The sequence below is a fragment of the Prevotella sp. P4-98 genome, from assembly GCF_002251405.1.
Lineage (GTDB): Bacteria > Bacteroidota > Bacteroidia > Bacteroidales > Bacteroidaceae > Prevotella.
On the sequence record NZ_NPJC01000021.1, the window covers coordinates 21,111 to 41,654 of the forward strand.

At 50.0% G+C, this 20,544-nt stretch carries 14 protein-coding genes; 3 read left to right on the forward strand and 11 right to left on the reverse strand.

Features of this window, described 5'->3' with window-relative positions; all coding sequences use genetic code 11:
* Nucleotides 1-123: 123 nt before the first annotated feature.
* The 7 genes from CIK96_RS03875 to CIK96_RS03905 form a co-directional block, all read right to left on the reverse strand.
* Nucleotides 124-1,749 carry a DUF5597 domain-containing protein gene (locus CIK96_RS03875; RefSeq protein WP_094439759.1) on the reverse strand — a complete coding sequence of 542 codons (1,626 nt, stop codon included), beginning with the start codon at nt 1,747-1,749 and terminating at the stop codon, nt 124-126.
* A 3-nt stretch (nt 1,750-1,752) separates the two neighbouring features.
* A complete protein-coding gene (locus CIK96_RS03880; RefSeq protein WP_094439761.1) occupies nt 1,753-3,639 on the reverse strand; it encodes an alpha-glucuronidase in 1,887 nt (628 codons plus the stop codon).
* A 5-nt stretch (nt 3,640-3,644) separates the two neighbouring features.
* Nucleotides 3,645-5,984 carry a glycoside hydrolase family 3 protein gene (locus CIK96_RS03885; RefSeq protein ID WP_094439763.1) on the reverse strand — a complete coding sequence of 780 codons (2,340 nt, stop codon included), beginning with the start codon at nt 5,982-5,984 and terminating at the stop codon, nt 3,645-3,647.
* Nucleotides 5,985-6,157: 173 nt separating this feature from the next.
* On the reverse strand, nt 6,158-7,582 hold the full coding sequence (locus CIK96_RS03890; RefSeq protein WP_094391725.1) for an L-fucose/L-arabinose isomerase family protein: 1,425 nt from the start codon (nt 7,580-7,582) through the stop codon (nt 6,158-6,160).
* A 27-nt stretch (nt 7,583-7,609) separates the two neighbouring features.
* Nucleotides 7,610-9,091 (reverse strand): glycerol kinase GlpK, encoded by a 1,482-nt coding sequence (locus CIK96_RS03895; protein ID WP_094439765.1) that lies wholly within the window; start codon nt 9,089-9,091, stop codon nt 7,610-7,612.
* 8 nt (nt 9,092-9,099) lie between these two features.
* Nucleotides 9,100-10,026, reverse strand: coding sequence for a transketolase family protein (locus tag CIK96_RS03900; protein ID WP_094434667.1), 927 nt, complete (start codon nt 10,024-10,026; stop codon nt 9,100-9,102).
* A 33-nt stretch (nt 10,027-10,059) separates the two neighbouring features.
* Entirely contained in the window at nt 10,060-10,893 is an 834-nt protein-coding gene (locus tag CIK96_RS03905; RefSeq protein WP_094391728.1) for a transketolase, read from the reverse strand.
* 338 nt (nt 10,894-11,231) lie between these two features.
* Between CIK96_RS03905 and gpmI the strand changes: the two genes are divergently transcribed.
* The 3 genes from gpmI to CIK96_RS03920 all read left to right on the forward strand — a co-directional run bounded on the left by gpmI (nt 11,232) and on the right by CIK96_RS03920 (nt 14,601).
* On the forward strand, nt 11,232-12,752 hold the full coding sequence (gene gpmI / locus CIK96_RS03910) for a 2,3-bisphosphoglycerate-independent phosphoglycerate mutase (RefSeq protein WP_094391729.1): 1,521 nt from the start codon (nt 11,232-11,234) through the stop codon (nt 12,750-12,752).
* A 573-nt stretch (nt 12,753-13,325) separates the two neighbouring features.
* Nucleotides 13,326-13,991, forward strand: coding sequence for a uracil-DNA glycosylase (locus tag CIK96_RS03915; RefSeq protein WP_094391730.1), 666 nt, complete (start codon nt 13,326-13,328; stop codon nt 13,989-13,991).
* A gap of 16 nt (nt 13,992-14,007) precedes the next feature.
* Nucleotides 14,008-14,601 (forward strand): DUF3109 family protein, encoded by a 594-nt coding sequence (locus CIK96_RS03920; RefSeq protein WP_094391731.1) that lies wholly within the window; start codon nt 14,008-14,010, stop codon nt 14,599-14,601.
* Nucleotides 14,602-14,642: 41 nt separating this feature from the next.
* Here CIK96_RS03920 and CIK96_RS03925 read toward each other — a convergent pair whose 3' ends face one another.
* From CIK96_RS03925 to rpsT, 4 genes are all read right to left on the reverse strand, one after another.
* Nucleotides 14,643-15,521: a helix-turn-helix domain-containing protein gene (locus tag CIK96_RS03925; protein WP_094391732.1), complete on the reverse strand. Its 879-nt coding sequence runs from the start codon at nt 15,519-15,521 to the stop codon at nt 14,643-14,645.
* Nucleotides 15,503-17,932, reverse strand: coding sequence for a glycoside hydrolase N-terminal domain-containing protein (locus CIK96_RS03930; RefSeq protein WP_094439767.1), 2,430 nt, complete (start codon nt 17,930-17,932; stop codon nt 15,503-15,505). The genes CIK96_RS03925 and CIK96_RS03930 overlap by 19 nt, the downstream gene beginning before the upstream one ends.
* A gap of 157 nt (nt 17,933-18,089) precedes the next feature.
* A complete protein-coding gene (gene gyrB, locus CIK96_RS03935; protein WP_094391734.1) occupies nt 18,090-20,060 on the reverse strand; it encodes a DNA topoisomerase (ATP-hydrolyzing) subunit B in 1,971 nt (656 codons plus the stop codon).
* Nucleotides 20,061-20,196: 136 nt separating this feature from the next.
* Nucleotides 20,197-20,451 carry a 30S ribosomal protein S20 gene (rpsT, locus tag CIK96_RS03940; RefSeq protein ID WP_094434657.1) on the reverse strand — a complete coding sequence of 85 codons (255 nt, stop codon included), beginning with the start codon at nt 20,449-20,451 and terminating at the stop codon, nt 20,197-20,199.
* Nucleotides 20,452-20,544 lie beyond the last annotated feature (93 nt).

A 20,544-nucleotide genomic window follows, 5' to 3' on the forward strand; every position in this document is an offset into this window, starting at 1 on the left:
CTTATTCGCGTGGATAAGTTGAATGCCATATAGATATTATAGAGCAGCGAAAGCATAGTGAAATTGAATTTTCACTTTGCCTTCGCTGCTTTATTATCGAGATGTGATGTTAACGATTGGCGATTAGTAGTCGTAAAGACGGATGTGGAGAATCTTCCAATCGTCGCACGAGATGCGAGCGTGACGGCCCTGATGGTCTTGGTCGCCATTGTGGCGGCGCAAGAACTGTAGGCTTCCATCGGAAGCAATAGTTACCTCATCCACAAAACCGATACCTTTGCGCTTGCCAGTGAAACGACCTTTTTGTTGTTTGGCGGTCTGTTGACCAGCCAAGGCAAAACCATCTTCACCCAGCGTTTTCTGTTCTTCGCGGTTCTTCTCGTATTCGGTGGCAAAGCTCACGACGATGCCAGAACCCGCCAACAGATATTCGTTGGCTGCCAAACGGATGATCATAGCACCACCTTCGGGCCATATTGAACCATCGGTGGCACGAGCGTCCCAAGGTAAGGTGTAGTAATGGCGCGCGGTAATCATCGTGCCTTTATCGTTGATGATGCGCTCTTTGTCCTCTTGGTCGAAGAGCAGTCCCCACGAAGGTTTGTTCATCAAGGGGCGCAACTGGCGTAAGAGGTCGTACGACTTGCTGATGCCATTGGTTTCTGCCTTACTGGCTTGGTCGATGGCAAAGGGTGAAAATCCCAATGCCTGATGCTCGCCGAAGGCATACATGGCGCGCACACCACTGTTGACGCAGCAACGCGTTTCGGGAATAAACAGACGATTGTTGGCAAGCGCATATTGACTTGCCCAACCCTTGAAGCCCGTGTCGTAGATGTCGGGAGCCAGCAACAACAGTTGTGGAGCTCCAGCATGCCAGAGGTCGATGAGGTGGGCGAGCGGTCCTGCCGAAGGATATTGTCCCGGCAGACGTCCTCGGCTGTTCATGGCAGCATTGACATAGAACGGCAGTTGCGTGATTTTTCTGCCAGCCTCACATAGTCTGCCTACATATTTCGCATAGTTGTAAGCCATAAAGACCTCGTCGGCATAGACATCGGTGCCAAACATGCCATTCCATGTGCGTTCCTTGAGGTTGAGACGATTCGTCAACCAAGGGTGGAGCGACTTCTGGTGTTTCTTCAGATAACTTATCAATTCGTCGGGCACAGGCTTTTGCCATTCGCGTTCTGCCAATGGTGCATGGTCGCGAGCATCTTCCAATATACCTATTTCATTCTCCACTTGAATCATGATGACCACATCCTTGCCCCGTTCTTCCACTCGTTTGAGCAGTGCTTCGAAGGCACGGCGGTCTGCTTGGAACACCTCTTCGGAGAAGCAACTGGCAATTTCCAATGGTTTGCTATCGGCTGTTGTGGCGCGAGGGAAACGTTTGGTGTCTTCTTTGAACCATAGTGGTGCGTAACACGACATGGAGTTTTTCCATGCTCCAAACCACAATAATACGAGTTGCAACTGATTCTCACGTGCTTGGTCGATAGTGCGGTCCAAGAGTGTAAAGTCGAACTTTCCCTCTTGTGGTTCAAGAAATTCCCAGTAGATGGGCGCCAGTACGGTGTTCAGTCCAAGGGCTTTCATGCGAGGCATGACCTTGTCTATGTCGGCAACCGATGTGGTTGCCGAGTTGCTGAGCTCTCCGCCGAGCATGAAGAAATCGTTTTTCTGCTGTGCATGAACAGGCGACAGCAGACCTAAGAATAATATAAAGGAGAATAGAATCTTCATATACTATTGTTTTTTATTTGCGAATCCACCGAAATACTTCAAGCAAACATCGCGCCATTCACGTGCATTCTGTAGCTGATCTTCCAAGCGATCATCCACTTCGCGCCATCGCTGTTCATCAACATAATGGCGCATCTTGTTGTGCCAGATGTTATGATAGGTCTCTACATTGATGACACCTTGGTTGTAGTGATACTGCAGCGACTCCCACAGGGTGCTTCCGTCTTTCATTTGATAAGTCCAAGGCACATGATGGAACCACAGCAGGAGATTCTCCGGACAGGTCTCCAACTTATCGTACATCGACGCATAGGGTTCGCGATACTGGCTCACAGCATCGGTACCCTTAGACGAACGGTCGAAACCAATGCCGTTGGCGTCAGCCTGATGATAATATACCGGGCACCATTCCAATGGATATTCAGCCTTGAAGCCATCGGGTTCTGGACCATAATGGTGGTCGAACTTGAAGATATGGTGTAAGCCCAATGGCATCATGTAATCGACACAGGTCTCACGACTCTCTTCCATGATGGTTGACATCATATAGACGAAATTCTCATCGGTACTGAAAGTTTGTCCCAACCATTCTTTGGCAATATCCTCAGACGATAGTGATGGATCCCATGCCAAACGTCCGAAAGCATACCAGTTGGCTTGCGAGAAATGGTGACCACACCAGTTGCGGTCCTTGCCGATATTGGCTACGCCTGAAATGCCCGCCAGCCATTCGGGTTCCACATACTGGAAAAACTCTTTCCACATAGGACCGAGATAGACCAGATGGTGTGACTGACCAGTGTATTCCTGTGTGATTTGCAGTTCAGCCATATTGGGCGTCTCGCTAATCTGATCGAATACAGGACTGTAAGGTTCACGTGGTTGGAAGTCGAGCGGACCGTTTTTGGTTTGCAGAATGACGTTTTCGCGGAACTTACCGTCGAGCGGTTTAAACTCCGACACCGCCTGTTTCACGCGGTCTTCCCCTTTATGGTTAGCGCCATAGACGAAGCAACGCCAGATGACGGTACCGTTGAAAGGTGCTAAAGCATCAGCCAACATATTGGCACCTTCGGCATGTGTGCGATGATAGTCGCCCGGTCCGGGTTGTCCTTCACTGTTGGCTTTCACCAAGAAACCGCCGAAGTCGGGGATGATACTGTAGATTTCCTTTGCCTTTCGCTTCCACCATTGACGCACACGCTTGTTTTTTGGATCAGCGGTGCGTGTATCGCCAAGTGCCATTGGTGTGGCGAAATTGATAGAGAGATAGACGCGAATGCCGTAAGGGCGCAACAGATCGGCAATCTTTCTGACCTCGTCGAGGTATTCACGCGTCAGCATCTTAGGCGAAGCGTTGACATTGTTGAGCACCGAACCATTGATGCCGATAGAGGCATTGGCGCGTGCATACTGATGAAGCAATGCTTCATCGAGGTGGAACCACTCGAAGATACTCTCTCCTGCATAGCCACGTTCGATGCTTCCGTCAAGATTGTCCCAGTGGTTGAGCATTCTCAAACGAAACCTTGGGTGCTGTTCCACGTGGTTCATGTTGCCTTGTATGGCTTGACGACGCAGTACGTCGTAAGCGCCATAGAGCAGACCGATGTCGCGTCGGGCACGTACCACGACACTGTCTTCATTGCCATTGATGGTAAAACCCTCGTCGTCTGTAAGGGCAGGGTCGATGAGTAATGTTGCCTTTGTACCAGCGAAATAGTCGGTAAGTTCTTGTTTTGCCAAGTCTATCGTTGCCGATTGTGCATTGGTGCTCACGTGTGCTGTTTGGCTTTTCTGTGCCGGCAACCATAAACGATGGCCGTCTTCAGCCCATGAAGATAGGGTGAAGACGGTCAGAGTAAGTAGTGTGAATAGTTTTTTTTTCATTTGCTTTATTGTTGTTTCAACAGGTTCATGGGTTGTTGCAGTGGCAGAGCATCGGTTGTTTTCTCAGTATATTCTGTGAGTTTCAATGTGGCAGAAGCCTTGATGGTCTCTACATCAGTACCGATTTGGAAGGTATAAACGCCAGCATCAACTTTCCATTGGCATCCAGCTTCATCGTAGCTTGCCAAGTCGCGCTTGTCAATTTGCATGGTGAGGGTCTGACTCTCGCCTGGCTTCAACTCTTTGGTTTTGCCGAAAGCCTTCAACTCGCGAGTTGGTTTCTCATAGTTGCCTTTAGGTGCTTTCACATAGACCTGAGCCACCTGCTTACCAGCAACGTCACCCGTGTTTTTCACATTGATGCTCACATTGATGGTGTTGCCGTTGAGTTTCACTACCGGTTTGGTGAGTTCGAAAGTGGTGTAGCTCAGACCGAAACCGAAAGGATAAGCCACCCGCTTGTTGAATGTGTCGAAATAGCGGTAACCCACGTAGATATCTTCCTCGTGGTTCGTGTAATCCACATTCTTCACATGACCACTTCCCTCCATATTTTTATAGGTGTACATATCGTAGTCTTGTGGGAAATTGGCAGTTGAAGGATGGTCGGTGGCAGCGATGGGCCATGTCATGGTGAGGCGTCCAGAAGGATTTACCTTACCTGTAAGAATGTCAGCCACAGAGTTTCCACCCTCAATACCCGGTTGCCAAGCCACGAGAATGGCATCTACACGGTCGCGCCAACTGGCAGTTTCCATGACAGAACCAGAGTTGATGATGACAATAACCTTTTTGTTTTTAGCGTGGAAAGCATCTGAAACGCGGAAAATCATGTCTTGCTCGTCCTTGGTGAGATTAAACTCGCCGTTGATGTTGCGGTCCATTCCCTCGCCAGCTTGGCGTCCGATGGTGATAATAGCCGCATCAGCCAATGGTTCTTCATGGGCTACACAACGCTCAGTAATCTCTATTTCATCGTATTTGGGCTGTCCCTGATTGAGGAACCACATCATCGGATTCTTGTCAGCTTCAAGTTTTGCCTTGGCATACTTCACATAGCTCTGGTAAATCTCCGTCAGTTGTGGTGTGGTGTTGACGCCGATATTCTTCAGTCCTGTTACCATATCGACAGAATATCCTACGTTGACACAGCCGCTACCGAGACCACCCGACATGAAGTTGTAGGAGCTGACACCAAACAGCGCTACTGTTTTCAGCGAACGTATAGGCAGTGTATTGTCGTTTTTCAGCAGTACCATACCCTCAGTGCTACTTTGTCTGGTGATGGCAGCATGAGCTTTGAGATCGGGTTCGCTACTGAATTTATAACCTTTGAAGCGTGGTGTTTTCACGATATATTCCAGCATGCGGCGTACATTGCGATCTACATCAGCCACATCGAGACGTCCGGCTTTCACCGCAGCCACGATATCTTCCACCTGAGCAGGGAATCCCGGCATCATCAAATCGTTGCCGGCAGCCACCTCTGTTTCTACGGGAAGGTCTTTGCGCTTGCCAATCCAGTCGGTTTCTACAATACCTTTATAGCCCCAATCCTCGCGGAGCACCTTGGTAAGGAGGTCTTTGCTGCCTTGTGCATAGTGTCCATTCACTTTGTTGTAAGCCGACATGATGGTCCAAGGATTGCTGCGGCGCACCACCATCTCAAATCCTTTCAGATAGAGTTCTCGCAGTGCACGTGGGCTGACGCGCTCATCCACACGGGTGCGGTCAGTTTCTTGTGAGTTGGCAACATAGTGCTTTGCACTGACACCAACGCCCTGACTCTGCACACCTTTGACGAAGGCAGTACCGATGAGTCCCGTCACGATAGGATCTTCTGAATAGTATTCGAAGTTGCGTCCGCATAGCGGATTGCGGTGAAGGTTGAGGCCAGGACCCAGAATCACATCACATCCGTATTCCAGAGTCTCGTTGCCGATGGCTTGTCCCACCTGTTCTACGAGGTCGGTATTCCATGTGGAAGCGAGACAAGTGCCGATGGGGAATCCCGTAGCGAAATAGTTTTTACTATCGCCCTCACGGTGTGCATCGATATGTACGCCGGCAGGACCGTCGCATTGTACTGTCGATGGAATGCCCAGTCGTGGTATGGCTACGGTGTAACCAGCCGCTCCAGGTACGAATTTCTTCTGGTGTCCCAACATGGCACCACTACCCACGAAGCCGTCGTTGCCGCCGCCTACCAGCAGTTGTGCCTTTTCTTCCAACGTCATGGCTTTAATGATTTCGTCGATGTTGTCAGCAGTTAGTTTGGGCTGCGCCGTCATTGATGCAGCCGTCATGGCAATTGCAATACCTGTCATCAGTGTTCTTTTCTTCATAGATGTTATTGGAATTTTGGTTATTATCGTAATTGTTATAGTTGTATATTGCCTACAAAATTACGATATTTCTGTCATATTCGCAAATTTCCGATAGTGTTTCCCTAAAAAATAAAATGTCCGCAGGGATGCTGCGGACATGATGTATGGTAGGAGGTTCCCGTATGTCTCTCTTATTCGTGGACGTAGATGTTCCATCCGAGATAGGTCTCGATGGCCTCTTGCAGAATATCAACAACATCTGTGCGACACATGGCAACGTGGTGTTCGAAACCGTTTTTGCAGATGTATTTCATCAGTTTTTGCAGGTTATCTACCTTTGTTACAGCGATGCAACCGTCCATTCCGTAGGGATCGTCGGTCAGTTCGCCCTTGCCCAGATAGGTTTTGATGCAGCCCTTGGTATCGTCGGTGGAAAGTCGGAAAAAGGTGAAGTCGCCCTTCGACACTTTCGCATAGACCGCACCAAAGGTGTTGATCTTGCCCAAGGTGCGTCCGAGCACACCGAGAGGACCGAGCCGGAGTTGGTCGTTGCCGATAAACGAGCGTGGGAAGTTACCGCAGTGGGTACATACACACTTATTGCGGTCGTCGGCAAAATTGTTGTTCCAGTCGAGCAGGGCAGGAGCTTGTCCTGATGCCAGACTGAGTGCATACATCGATACAGCGCCAGCCAAGTCTGTTTCGCAAGCCGCAGGAATGAGTTTGTCGCTGAGCATTGACATGGTGACGCACGCTGCACAACCATAATTCTGCTCCAGCGAATCCCAACACTGAATGGCAACAGCCTGCACATCGTTGTCAGCAATCCAGTTTTCCACTGCCACTCCAAACTTCACTTGCAGTGCCAGTTTGCTGTTGTAAGCCTCAGGCACTTCAGCATAGTGGCGTATGCGGTCGCACATGGCTTTGAATTTCGGGTCGTCATCGCTGATGCGTTGTGCCGCAAAGAGAATTTCCGAGAGGTCGGCAGGCACTACGGTAATGCCTGAACGCTGTAGGAGTTTCTCGCTGGCGCGGCATGTATTGAATCCTAAGGGACGTGTACCAATCTGTCCGATACGGCAGTGTCGCAGTCCGTTGACCACGCGGCAGATGGCAGCAAAGCGGTTGATGTCCTGTAAGAGTAGTGGACTGTAGATGGAATAAGTATGCAGCGAGGTGTCGGTAAAGGGGATGCCATACTGATAGAGGTTGTTGCAAACCGATATTTTACCGCAGAACGCATCGCGTCTGCTATCCAAATCCACTTTATCGTTATCATCGTCGCAGGCTTGAACCATGACGGGCACGTTGAGATCAGCATCGCTGATGGCATTGATGATACCGATTTCAAAACCGAAGTTTGGCAGTGAAACGATGATACCATCTATCTCGTCGCGGTGTTCGCGAAACTGTTTTGACACCTTCAGACCGTCTTCGCGTGTTTCAATGCTACTGCTTCCTGTGGGTGTAGCATCCTCTGGAAGGATGACATATTCATAACCATTGGCATCGAGAGTAGCCAGTAATTGTTTGCGAACATCGCGTGCCAGTTCTGAATTGAAGTATGCTCGTGTGCCAATAATCACTCCAAAGCATGTTTTTCCATTTCTCATATAGTAGTGGTTTTAGTTTAGTAATTCTTATTTGCAGAGTTGTCCGACAGCCTTTCGCCATTCGCCATAGAGTCTGTCGTGTTCTGTTGTGTGGTGAGGCAATACCGTGCGCGTCACTTTTCGTAGTGATGCGACCTTGTCGAAACTGTTCCACAGTTGGCGTGCAAACCCATTCATCACTACAGCTCCCAGTGCCGAAGCATCTTCCACCTCGGTGCAAACGATGGGAGTTCGCAGCATATCGGCTTGAAACTGCATGAGGAAAGCGTTTCTCGTAGGTCCACCATCGGCACATATCTCAGTGAGTGCGCCCCCCGTGGCTTGTGCCATAACGTCAGCCAAGTCCTTCACTTGATAGGCAATAGACTCAAGTGCTGCCCTCACCACATGGGCTTTTGTGGCAGCAAAGGTCAGTCCGAAGACCGCACCTTTCACTTGGCTGTTCCACCATGGAGCGCCCAAACCTGCAAAAGCCGGTACGATATAGACTCCACCGTTATTATCTACCGACGTGGCGATGGCTTCCATTTCAGCCGGATGATCTACGAGTTGCAGTTGGTCAGCCATCCATTTGAGTGTGGCTCCTGTGCTGTAAATGTTTCCCTCGTAGCCATAGAAGGTGCGTCCCAATGCTGTGAATGCCACACTGGTGACGAGTCCTTGTGGTGCCGGCAACGGATTTTCTCCGATGTTGACCATCACGCTCGACCCTGTGCCATAGGTCACTTTTCCCTGTCCGGTATTGAAACACATCTGTCCCACCAGTGCACCGTGAGAGTCGCCGAGTACTCCTGCAATCTTGATGGGCGAAGTGAAGATGCCTTCCACGGTTGTTTCGCCATAACAAGCATCGCATGGGCGCACCTCCGGCATCATTGTTCGTGGAATATTGAACAGTCGGAGCAGTTCGTCGTCCCAGTCCATGGTATGGATATTGAATAGCATGGTGCGTGATGCGTTAGTATGATCGGTGGCAAATACCTTGCCTTGGGTGAGCCGCCACACGAGCCATGTGTCGATGGTTCCCATCAGCAAGAGTCCCGCTTCGGCTTGTTGCCGAGCCCCGTCGATATGGTCGAGCAACCATTTCACACCACTTGCCGAGAAGTTTGGGTCGATGAGTAGTCCGCTGCGTTGCATCACCATCTCGGTCATGCCCCGTTGGCGCAGGTCGTTGCAACAGTCTATACCGCGTGTGTCCTGCCATACTACGGCATTGGCGATGGGGTGTCCGGTCGTTTTATTCCATACCACAGCCGTCTCTCGCTGATTGGTAATAGCGATAGAGTAGGTGTGTTGGCTGGTCTTTGCCTCGTCACCCACCAGTTGGTGGATAGCCTCTACCATGTTGCGGTATATTTCTTCGGCATCGTGTTCCACCCATCCTGTCTGTGGATAGTACTGTTGGTGATCCACGTTGGTGCGTGCCAACAGTCGGCACTGATCGTCGAACAGCAGTGCTTTGGTCGATGAAGTGCTTTGGTCGATGGCTATGATACGCTGGCTCATGATGGTTGTTATTTACGGATGAAATCGAGAGTTTTCTTCACTATGCCTGCGGCATCGAGTCCGTAGTGATGGAATATTTCGGTGTTGGAACCGTGTACTACGTTCTCGTCGGGAATGCCGATGATGCGCACCGGAACAGGATTTTCTGATAATGTTTCGCAGACCATGGCACCCAATCCACCATATTGGCTGTGTTCTTCAACGGTGATGATGCGTCCAGTCTCTGCAGCTGCGCGTCGAATGGCAGCTTCGTCGAATGGTTTCAGCCATGAGCAATCGAGCACACGGGCGCTGATGCCCTGTGCTTTGAGTTGCAGTCCAGCCTGCCAGGCATGATAGACAGTTTCGCCAGTGGCTATGATGGTGAGATCGGAACCATCGAGTACGGTGATGGCTTTGCCCACTTCAAAATCGAAATTATCGTTGGCATAGACGTCGGGCACAGCCGCACGTCCCACCCGTACATAACACGGTTGTTGGAAATCGACCAGTGTGTTGACCAGTTTGCGAGTCACTCGCCAGTCGCTGGGCAGACAAATGGTCATGCCAGGGAATGTGCGCAACACGGCAATATCGTGGAGCGAATGGTGGGTAGCACCGAGTGCACCGTATGCCACGCCGCCGCTAACACCGAGAATGGTCACAGGATTCTCGCTATACGCCAAATCCACTTTCACCTGTTCGAGTGATCGTGCCACATAGAAGCATGCCGGTCCGCAGCAGAATACCTTCTTTCCACTGTGTGCAAGTCCAGCCGAAATACCCACGGCATCCTGTTCGGCGATGCCACATTCCACAAACTGTTGGGGCAATGCGGTAGCATAGTCGCCCAGTGTGACCGAACCACGTGCATCGGTGGTAACGGCTATAATATCTTTGTCCTTACGTGCCAGTTCGAGCAACGTATCGGTAAACATCTTTCTGCAAGCAATCATATCTGATGGTTTAATGCGTTAATTATATAGAAATCAACTCTTGAGGGCGTCTATACGCTGTTGTATTTCAGCCACAGCAGCCTCACACTGTTCGGCATTGAGCACGCCGTGGTGCCATTTGGCAATGCCCTCCATGAAGCTGACCCCCTTACCTTTCGTAGTGTCTGATACGAGGAGATGAGGCTTTCCGTTGTTATAGTCGATGTTGTCGAAGGTGCGTATGATGTCATCCATACTGTCACCGTTCATCAAAATGACGTCCCAACCGAAGGCAGTCCATCTGTCGTGGATATTGTCGATAGGCATTACATCCTCTGTGTTGCCACTGATCTGCAGGTGATTGCGGTCTATGATTGCCACGAGATTGTCGAGATGATAGCGATTGGCAGCCATTGCCGCCTCGTAGATAGACCCTTCGCCCTGTTCACCATCGCCCATCATGACATAGGTGCGCCATGGCTGTTGGTCCATTTTTGCAGCGATAGCCATGCCCACGCCGATGGACAGTCCATGGCCGAGTGCTCCTGAGTTGACCTCGATACCTGGTACTTCGATGGTGGGGTGACCACTGAGAATGGAACCGAATTGTCCTAAGGTGTCGAGAACTTCGGGTTTCAGATAGCCTTTAGCCTCCAGCGTGACATAAAGTGATTCCACGCAATGCCCCTTGCTGAGTACGAATCTGTCGCGTAGGGGTGCTTTCGGATCTTTTGGATTGAGTCCGTTCATGACATGGAAATAGAGTGCCGTCATCACGTTGAGGCATGACAGGTCGCCTCCAATATGTCCCGCTTTGGCGGCATACACCACCTCGACGAGTCGTTTGCGGTTTTGCTCGGCGATGAGTTGCAGTTGTTTTGTATCCATAATATTGTCTTAGTAGTTGCTTTATATAATGATGCACGAAAGGACGAAATGTAATCACTTGAAGGGGGAAAAACGACAAAAACGATGTCTTAGGGGCATCTTCAAGTCTTATATGTAAGATTTAGCGTGTTGCTTCAATGGTACTCTCGCTCGGAAATAAAAGAAAAATCGAATTTTTTCTTTGTATTTCTCTCGCTTATTCGTACCTCTGGTGCTACGCGTCGAAGGTACTTGCGTTCGGAAATACAAAAGAAAAACGAGTTTTCCTTTTGTATTTCTCTCACTTATTCGTACCTTTGCAGTCTATATAAATAAGGTATAAGAAAACAGATAATATTATGGCAAAGAAAGCATTATTGATGATTCTCGACGGATGGGGAATCGGCAAACATGGTAAAGGTGACGTAATCTACAACACACCAACACCGTATCTTGACTATCTGACAGCCGTTTCGGCACACTCACAACTCGCTGCTTCAGGCGAAGATGTAGGTCTGCCCGACGGACAAATGGGTAACTCTGAGGTGGGACACCTCAATATCGGAGCAGGACGCGTGGTATATCAAGACCTCGTAAAGATTAACCGTGCATGCAAAGATGGCTCTATCATGGACAACGCACAGGTAAAGGCAGCTTATACCTATGCCAAGGAAAACGGTAAAAAGCTCCACCTCATGGGATTGACATCAAATGGCGGCGTACACTCAAGCCTCGATCATTTGTTTAAACTCATTGAAGTGGGAAAAGCATACGGACTGAAGAATCAGACCTTCATCCACTGCTTTATGGATGGTCGCGATACCGACCCGAAGAGCGGTAAGGGATTCATTGAGCAACTCACCAAGGTGTGTGCAGACAATGATGCTGCCATTGCCGACATCGTGGGACGCTTCTATGCCATGGACCGTGACAAGCGTTGGGAACGTGTGAAAGAGGCTTACGACCTGATTGTGAAGGGCGAAGGCAAACAGTCGGCTGACATGGTGGCTGCCATGCAGGAGTCATACGATGAGGGCGTGACCGACGAATTTATCAAACCTATCCACAACAGTAGCGTCAACGGTGTGATTGAAGAGGGCGATGTGGTTATCTTCATCAACTTCCGCAACGACCGCGCTAAGGAACTTACCGTTGTGCTCACCCAGCAGGATATGCCCGAACAGGGTATGCAGACCGTGAAGAATCTGCAATACTACTGCATGACTCCATACGATGCATCGTTCCAGGGTGTACACATCCTCTTCCCTAAAGAGAATGTGGAAGATACACTCGGCGAATATCTCTCTCGCCAAGGTAAGAAACAGTTGCACACTGCAGAGACAGAGAAGTATGCACACGTGACATTCTTCTTTAACGGCGGACGCGAGCAACCTTACGAAGGTGAGGACCGCATACTCGTGCCATCTCCTAAAGTGGCTACTTACGACCTCAAGCCAGAGATGAGTGCCTACGAGGTGAAGGATAAATTGGTGGCAGCCATCAATGAAAACAAGTATGATTTCATCGTGGTAAACTTCGCCAATGGCGACATGGTGGGTCATACCGGTGTTTACAACGCTATCGCTAAGGCAGTATGGGCTGTTGACCACTGCGTGAAAGACGTGATTGAGGCTGCTAAAGCCAACGACTACGAGGCTATCATTATTGCCGACCATGGTAATGCTGACAATGCTATCAACCCCGATGGCACACCAAACACAGCACACTCACTCAATCCCGTTCCATTCATCTATGTGACCAACAACAACAGCGCTACCGTGAAAGACGGTCGTCTGGCTGACGTTGCTCCATCTATCCTCCACATTATGGGACTGGAGAAGCCTGCCGATATGACGGGTGAAAACCTGATAGAAGACTAATCTATATCAAGTATAAAACATTCCGAAGAGTGCAAAGCCCTATGGGTTTTGTGCTCTTTGTCTTTTATAGATGATCCATTTGAAAGCCACATCGCTCTGCAAAGTAAATTGGTTTGCTGAGGAAAACAAATTGATTTGCTGAGGAAAACAAATTGATTTGCTGAGCAATTCAAATTGATTTGCTGATCTGTATGACGTTTTTGATGTTGTAAAATGCAGTAGGAGAGTGATTTATATCATATCTTCAGACCATGAAAAATCGCTGTCTTTTCATGCTGCGAAATAAAAGCTTGTATATTAGCGAATTTTCAGCAACAGAAAAGTTGCTGACTGAAGCCCATCAACACCACGCACTGACGACCGTCACGGCGGTTGCGAGCATCGGAAAAGCGAGGCTGGCAGACTAAGAAACAAAGATGCTGATTTGGCATTATGAAATATTTTGCGTAACTTCGCAGCCAGAAATATACACCCTGACCGATGGGCTGAACAGGGACTGAAACGATAGGATGACATCTTGTCAGCACCACGATTCAACCGCACGACCTATCGGGCATAAATGCAGAACAAGCAATGAACGTAGAGATAGAACCATCATGGGCGCAACGGTTGAAGCCGGAATTTGACAAACCCTATTTTCAACAACTCACCCAAACGGTGCGCATGGAGTACAGCCAGTATTCATGTTTTCCCCCAGGACGACTGATATTCAATGCCTTCAACCTTTGTCCGTTCGACAAAGTGAAGGTGGTCATTCTCGGCCAGGACCCGTATCACGAGCCAGGACAGGCTCATGGACTGAGCTTCTCGGTGCTCGACGGTGTGCGTTTCCCTCCCTCATTGCAGAATATCTTTAAGGAGATTCACGATGATTTGGGTACGGATATGCCTTTTTCGGGCGATCTGACGCGATGGGCACAACAGGGTGTGTTGCTGCTCAATGCCACACTTACCGTGCGTGCGCACCAAGCCAATAGTCATGCTGCCTTTGGTTGGCAACAGTTTACCGACGCTGCCATCCGTGCACTGGCTACCGAACGCGAGGGCGTGGTCTATATGTTGTGGGGCGGATTTGCGCGCGGCAAGGCTTATATGATAGATAAGCAGCGCAATCTCGTATTGGAGTCTGTTCATCCTTCTCCACTTAGCGCCAACCGCGGCGGATGGTTCGGACAACATCAGTTCTCGCGTTGCAATGCCTATCTGACCGAACATGGACAGCAACCTATCGTATGGTAAACCCGAAAATAGATAAATGATGAAGATACCACCTATTATAGATATTGACGGCATACTGGTGTCGTCGGACATATTGACAGAGTGTTTTTGTTGCGACCTTGATGCCTGTAAGGGTATCTGTTGCGTGGAAGGTGATGCCGGTGCACCGGTCACTACCGATGAAGTGATGGCTATTGAGGACAGTCTCGATACCGTTTGGGAAGACCTTTCGGCATCGGCGCAAGCCGTAATTGACCGTCAGGGGGTGGCTTACAGCGATCCCGATGGCGACTTGGTGACGAGTATCGTTGGCGGAAAAGACTGCGTGTTTACTTGTTACGACAACGGATGTTGCCTCTGTGCACTGGAGCGTGCCTATCGCAATGGTAAGGCGAAATTCTGTAAACCCATCAGTTGTGCACTCTATCCCATTCGCGAGAAACGATTCTCCAGTGGGCTCGTAGGACTGAACTACAACCGTTGGGCGGTGTGTAAAGATGCGGTGAAGAAAGGAAACGAGTTGCAACTTCCTGTCTATCGTTTCCTCGAAGGCCCGTTGACACGTCGCTTTGGCGAAGCGTGGTATAAAGAACTCTGTGAAGTGGCACAGCAGTTGTTGGCTGCCGAATAGCATTCAGGTAGCCCATGCCACTTGTTGAAGGGAGCAGGTCGCTATGAACGGCGGTATTCCGAGGGACTCATACCAACGTGCTCCTTGAAAAACTTTCCGAGAAACGACTGATTGGGAAAGTTCAATGCTTCAGCAATCTCCTTGATATTCATATTCGTATTCTTCAGCAACACGCGCAATTCGCGGGTCACATAACTGTTGATCCACTCGTAAGGCGTACGCTTGCTCACCTTTTTGATGGCTTCCGATAGATATTTCGGCGTGATGCAGAGTTGCTCAGCATACCAGCTGACACGGCGTTCGCTGCGGAAATTGGCTTCGAGCAAATGGATAAACTGTGTGAAGAGTTGGCTACCGCGCAACACACGGTGCTCGGTTGGCTTGCGCGTGTGATAGACCAAGTCGCTCAAATCGTAGAACATGGCAAGCAGAAGGGTGGATACTAACTTCTTGCGGTAATGGTGCCCCTTGTTCTCCAACTTACCCTTGATGAAGTTGTAGTAGTTGCTGAAGGTGGTCATCTCCGATTCAGTCAGGCTCACCACATGGTTGTTGAGCGAGAAAAGCAGCAACGACGACATGTCGGTGATGTCTTTCATAAACTCATAGTAGAAATCCTTGGACAGCATGATACACTGCGCTTTGAGGTCTGCCGATGGCACAAAGCGCTCGACAATATGTCGGTCGGAAATCATGATGAGGTCGCCAGGATTGACTGTGACCTCTTGGGTGTCGATAGAACATACGGCATGACCCTCCTGACAAAGGGCTATCAGGATGAAGTTCATGCGCTTCGCCTCTTTCGGAATAGGCGCTTCGGCAATCTCTTCGCTCAACACAATGTCGTCGTCGAAGAAATGTATGTTTTGCCAATGCTTGGTATTCTGCAGGTTGGTTTCTACTATTTTTTGCTTTTCCATGTTGTTACTGTTTTTGTTTCACCGGCTTTCAGTGTCAGTACGGCTTGGTCTTGACCGTAAACCAATGTTACTTTGCCTGATGCTTTGGCGGTGACAGTCACCTTGGTGGGGCGCCCTTCCTGCCAGGTCATTGCCACAACGTAGCCTCCGCGAGCGCAGAGTCCACTTACGCTGCCGTTGCTCCAAGCTGAAGGTAAGGCAGGTAGCAGCTCGATGGTTGCCTTGCCGCCCTCATAACTGCTTTGCACCAGCATCTCGGCAACACCGGCTGTTCCACCGAAGTTACCGTCAATCTGGAACGGGGGATGGGCATCGAACAGGTTGGGGTAGGTGCCGCCAGCATGGGGCAACGTAGAGTTGCGGTCTTCTTCAGAGCGCACAGGAGTGAGCAGCTTGCGATAGATGCGGTAAGCGCGCTCGCCATCGTGGAGACGTGCCCATAGGTTGATGCGCCAACCGGTGCTCCAACCTGTGGTTTCATCACCCTTCTGGATGAGCGTTTGGCGGCATGCTTCCTGCAAACGGGCATCTTGCAGATGGTGGCCGGGATAGAGGCCGATGAGATGTGACTGGTGGCGATGCTTCGGATCCTTATCGCGCCAGTCGTAATACCACTCGTTGAGATCGCCATCCTTACCGATGGTATAGGGGCGCAACTGGTTCAGGCGGCGCTGCATGGCCGACAGTTGCGATGATTTGGCACCAATGGTGCGAAGTGCCTCCATGAGGTTTACTTTCAGTTCGCGTATGATGGCGAGGTCGGCTGTGCCACCGTAGCAGGTCACACCCATGTAGCCTTGGTCGGTGATATATTCGTTTTCGGGAGAAGTAGAAGGCGCTGTGATGAGTTGGTGCTTACCGGATTGCTTGGGATCTTCTATCAGCCAGGCATCGCAGAAATCGTGGGCACCCTCCATCAGTGGCAGGGCAATCTGGCGCAGATAGTTGCGGTCGCGAGTGAAGAGGTAACGCTCCCACAGGGTGTTGACGAGCCATGCACCACCCATGTTCCAACAGCTCCACATCGGACTCTCGCGGTTTTCTCCCACAGGATTGGTCATTGCCCATAAATCACTATTATGGCAGGCACACCAACCACGGTCGATGCCATAGAAATGGTGGGCGGTATGCTTGCCGTTTTCTGCCAGTGCTTGTATGAAAGCATCAAGCGGTTGCGCCATTTCTGCTAAGTTGGTGGTGAAGGCGGGCCAGTAGTTTTCCTCCAAATTGATGTTCATGGTGTAGTTGCTGCGCCATGGCGACCACAAATGTGGCGTCCACAGGCCTTGCAGATTGGCAGGTATGCCGGGCGTGCGCGAACTGCTGATGAGCAGATAGCGACCATATTGGAAGTAAAGCGTTTCGAGATAGGCATTGCCGCGAGGTGTGGGCAATGGTTTTCCATCGGCAGTTTTTCCATCGGCGGGAGGCAGTTGTGGCACTTGTGACCGCAACAGGCTATCGGTAGTGACGGTGGGTAGCTCGCCACCGAGGTTGAGTTTCACACGGTTGTAGTATTGCTGATAGTCGCTGACATGGGCGCTGCGCACTTGTTCGTAGTTGGTGTTGGCAGTGTGCCAAGCATCGTCGGCAGCATTTTCCAAATAGGGTGCTCCGGCTGTGACGGGGTGGTTGCGGGGACCGTTGTAGCTTGTGGCATTGACAAAATAGATGGTTGCTTCGCTACCGTGACGCAGTGTCAGGCCCTCACTATCGGCGGTGACGGCGCCATCGGTCTCGCAGAGGCGCACAATGGTGCAAAAGTGGACACTCTCTTTTGCATCGCCAGTGGCATGACCAGTCATGGTGAGCTGTCCGCCCTGACTGGCTTTCACCTCATGAGGCAGTTGCGAACCGAGGGCAATACGGAAGTTGAGCGCTCCTTTCTCGCTGGCTGTCAGTCGGATGGCAATAGTGCGGTCGGGATTTGATGCGATATATTCGCGCGTAAAGGTCACGCCGTTACGGTCGAAACGGTCGGAGGCAATGGCTCGGTCGATATCGAGTGTGCGCTGATAACGCTTCACTTTGCCTTCGTTCCAATCGTAGAGATGAACCGTGGCAAGCGGCTGGTAGTGGGCTGAGTTATGGCCTTCCACATGCAACTGCAGGCTGTCGGCACGCTGATAATCCTCGGCAAAGAGGGCTTTGCGTATTTCGGGAATCCACTTGGAGGCACCTGCTCCTTCGTTGTGATCTACAGGACTGCCGGTCCAAAGCGTGATATCGTTGAGATAGAGAAGGCAGTCGTCGGTGCCGCCATATACTAATGCACCCATTTTACCATTACCGATAGGCAGCGATTCTTCGAAGAATTGTGCTGGACGGTTGTAGGTGAGGCGCATCGGGAGTTGTTGGGCTGAAGTGCTGATGGCTGTGAACAGCGACAGGAGCAATAGGATTTTTTTCATATTTACAGTCTTATTCAGGCGTAATTTTGATGTTGGTATAAGTTGTTATGTTAGTCTTTGACACATCTGTAATCTGTGTGATAGACCTCCAAAATGATAGACACGAGGGCGGACACCATTGCTGGTTCCGCCCTCGTGTTGATATGGTAGTTGGCCTTTATGCATCAATATTGGCATAGGTGGCGTTCTTCTCGATGAATTCGCGACGTGGTTCTACGTCGTCGCCCATAAGCATGGAGAAGATTTCGTCTGCCTCGGCGGCATTCTCGACAGTAACCTGTTTGAGCAAACGGTTGGCAGGATTCATTGTCGTCTCCCACAGTTGCTCGGCATTCATCTCACCAAGACCTTTGTAACGCTGTGTGTGCAGACTCTTGTCGTCATCGCGACCATCCACGTATTTGTCGATGAAAGCCTGGCGCTGTTGGTCGGTATAGCAGTATTCTGATATCTTCTTGTAGGTGCACTTGTATAGTGGTGGAGTGGCAATATACAGGTGACCGCCCTGAATAATCTGGGGCATGAAACGATAGAACAATGTCATGATGAGGGTGTCGATGTGTGAACCATCGACGTCGGCATCGGTCATGATGATGATCTTGTCGTAGCGCAGCTTGTCGATATTGGCTTCACGGTCGCCTTCGCCTTCAACGCCAAAGCGTACACCGATACTCTGGATGATGTTCATCACTGATTCGGCTTCGAATACGCGATGCCACTGAACCTTCTCAACATTAAGGATCTTACCACGCAAAGGTAGGATGGCTTGGAAGTGACGGTCGCGACCTTGCTTGGCAGAACCACCGGCTGAGTCACCCTCGACAAGGAAGATTTCACACTCCTTTGGGTCTTTATTGGAACAGTCGGCAAGTTTGCCGGGGAGTCCACCACCCGTCATGGGGTTCTTGCGCTGTACACTTTCGCGGGCTTTGCGGGCTGCAATACGTGCTGTGGCAGCCAGAACAACCTTGTCGCAGATGAGCTTTGCCTCCTTGGGATGCTCCTCCAGATAGTTGCTCAATGCTTCGCCAACTGCCTGCTGAACGGCACCTGCTACTTCAGAGTTGCCCAACTTGGTCTTGGTCTGACCTTCAAACTGTGGTTCGGCTACCTTGATAGAGATAACAGCGGTAAGACCTTCGCGGAAATCCTCACCTGCAATTTCTATCTTTGCCTTCTCGATTTGCTTGGAAATCTGCGGATCGGCATCGGCATAAGCCTTCAGCGTGCGGGTCAATGCCATACGGAAACCTGTCAGGTGGGTACCACCTTCGATGGTATTGATATTGTTGACGTAGGAGTGAATGTTTTCGGTATAGTCGGTATTGTACATCACGGCAACCTCAATGGGGACTCCTTGCTTTTCGGTCTTCAGATAGATTACATCGTCGAAAAGGTGGGTGCGATGGCGATCAACGTAGCGCACAAACTCTTTCAAACCGTCTTTGGCATGGAATACTTCTTCCTTAGTCTTGCCTTCTTCGTCGGGACGCATGTCGCGCAACGTGATGGTGATACCGGCATTCAGATAAGCCAACTCGCGCATACGCTTGGCGATGATGTCATACTTGTAGATGGTGGTGGTAAAGATATTGGGATCGGGCCAGAACTGCTGGCGAGTTCCGGTCTTATCGGTGTCGCCCACAATCTTAACGTCGTAAAGGGGCTTGCCCTTCTCGTATTCCTGCTGGTAGATATGACCATTGCGGAACACCTGTGACATCATGTGGGTAGAAAGTGCATTCACACAACTTACACCTACACCATGCAGACCACCGCTGACTTTATAACTTCCCTTGTCGAACTTACCACCGGCGTGGAGCACGGTCATAACAACCTCAAGGGCCGATTTGTGCATTTTTTTGTGCTGGTCAACGGGGATACCACGACCGTTATCCTGCACGGTTATAGATTCATCTTCGTTGATCGTTACTTCAATATGTGTGCAATAGCCTGCCATCGCTTCGTCGATGGAGTTGTCAACGGTCTCGTTCACCAAATGGTGCAAACCCTTTTCACTGATATCGCCGATGTACATCGCTGGGCGTTTGCGCACGGCTTCAAGTCCCTCGAGCACTTGAATATTGCTCGCGGAATAGTTGCTTTCTTTCGTAATGTCTTCTGCCATTGTTATTTTAGAGCTATTATAGGTTGCAAAGATACAAAAAATCTGCGACTTATCAGAATCTTTTGCGCACAAAAATAACAAAGACCACATCCTTTTTGCAGAATGTGGTCTTTGGGAGAATATTCTTGGATTGTTTTTATCCGAGTTTGTTGATGTACTTGGTGAGGCTTGACTTCAAGTTAGCTGCCTTGTTCTTATGGATGATGTTGCGCTTTGCGAGCTTGTCCAGCATCTTCTGTACGCAAGGATACAGCTTGGTAGCTTCGTCCTTGTCGGTCATGGCACGCAGTTTGCGAACAGCGTTGCGCATGGTCTTTGCATAGTAGTGATTGTGCAGGGCTTTAACTTTGTCCTGACGGATTCTCTTAAGAGATGACTTGTGGTTTGCCATTGTTGTTGAATTGTTTAAAATTGATAATGTTGATTTAAAGCTTCTGGGTCTTGCGTTAAAATAACTGCCCTGGGCGGTCTCTATTAAGGATGT

Excerpts from the sequence above, each read along its gene's own strand:
- CIK96_RS03875 (WP_094439759.1), bottom strand. The coding sequence starts at position 1,749 with ATGAAGATTCTATTCTCCTTTATATTATTCTTAGGTCTGCTGTCGCCT.
- CIK96_RS03880 (WP_094439761.1), bottom strand. The coding sequence starts at position 3,639 with ATGAAAAAAAAACTATTCACACTACTTACTCTGACCGTCTTCACCCTA.
- CIK96_RS03885 (WP_094439763.1), bottom strand. The coding sequence starts at position 5,984 with ATGAAGAAAAGAACACTGATGACAGGTATTGCAATTGCCATGACGGCT.
- CIK96_RS03890 (WP_094391725.1), bottom strand. The coding sequence starts at position 7,582 with ATGAGAAATGGAAAAACATGCTTTGGAGTGATTATTGGCACACGAGCA.
- CIK96_RS03895 (WP_094439765.1), bottom strand. The coding sequence starts at position 9,091 with ATGAGCCAGCGTATCATAGCCATCGACCAAAGCACTTCATCGACCAAA.
- CIK96_RS03900 (WP_094434667.1), bottom strand. The coding sequence starts at position 10,026 with ATGATTGCTTGCAGAAAGATGTTTACCGATACGTTGCTCGAACTGGCA.
- CIK96_RS03905 (WP_094391728.1), bottom strand. The coding sequence starts at position 10,893 with ATGGATACAAAACAACTGCAACTCATCGCCGAGCAAAACCGCAAACGA.
- gpmI (WP_094391729.1), top strand. The coding sequence starts at position 11,232 with ATGGCAAAGAAAGCATTATTGATGATTCTCGACGGATGGGGAATCGGC.
- CIK96_RS03915 (WP_094391730.1), top strand. The coding sequence starts at position 13,326 with ATGAACGTAGAGATAGAACCATCATGGGCGCAACGGTTGAAGCCGGAA.
- CIK96_RS03920 (WP_094391731.1), top strand. The coding sequence starts at position 14,008 with ATGATGAAGATACCACCTATTATAGATATTGACGGCATACTGGTGTCG.
- CIK96_RS03925 (WP_094391732.1), bottom strand. The coding sequence starts at position 15,521 with ATGGAAAAGCAAAAAATAGTAGAAACCAACCTGCAGAATACCAAGCAT.
- CIK96_RS03930 (WP_094439767.1), bottom strand. The coding sequence starts at position 17,932 with ATGAAAAAAATCCTATTGCTCCTGTCGCTGTTCACAGCCATCAGCACT.
- gyrB (WP_094391734.1), bottom strand. The coding sequence starts at position 20,060 with ATGGCAGAAGACATTACGAAAGAAAGCAACTATTCCGCGAGCAATATT.
- rpsT (WP_094434657.1), bottom strand. The coding sequence starts at position 20,451 with ATGGCAAACCACAAGTCATCTCTTAAGAGAATCCGTCAGGACAAAGTT.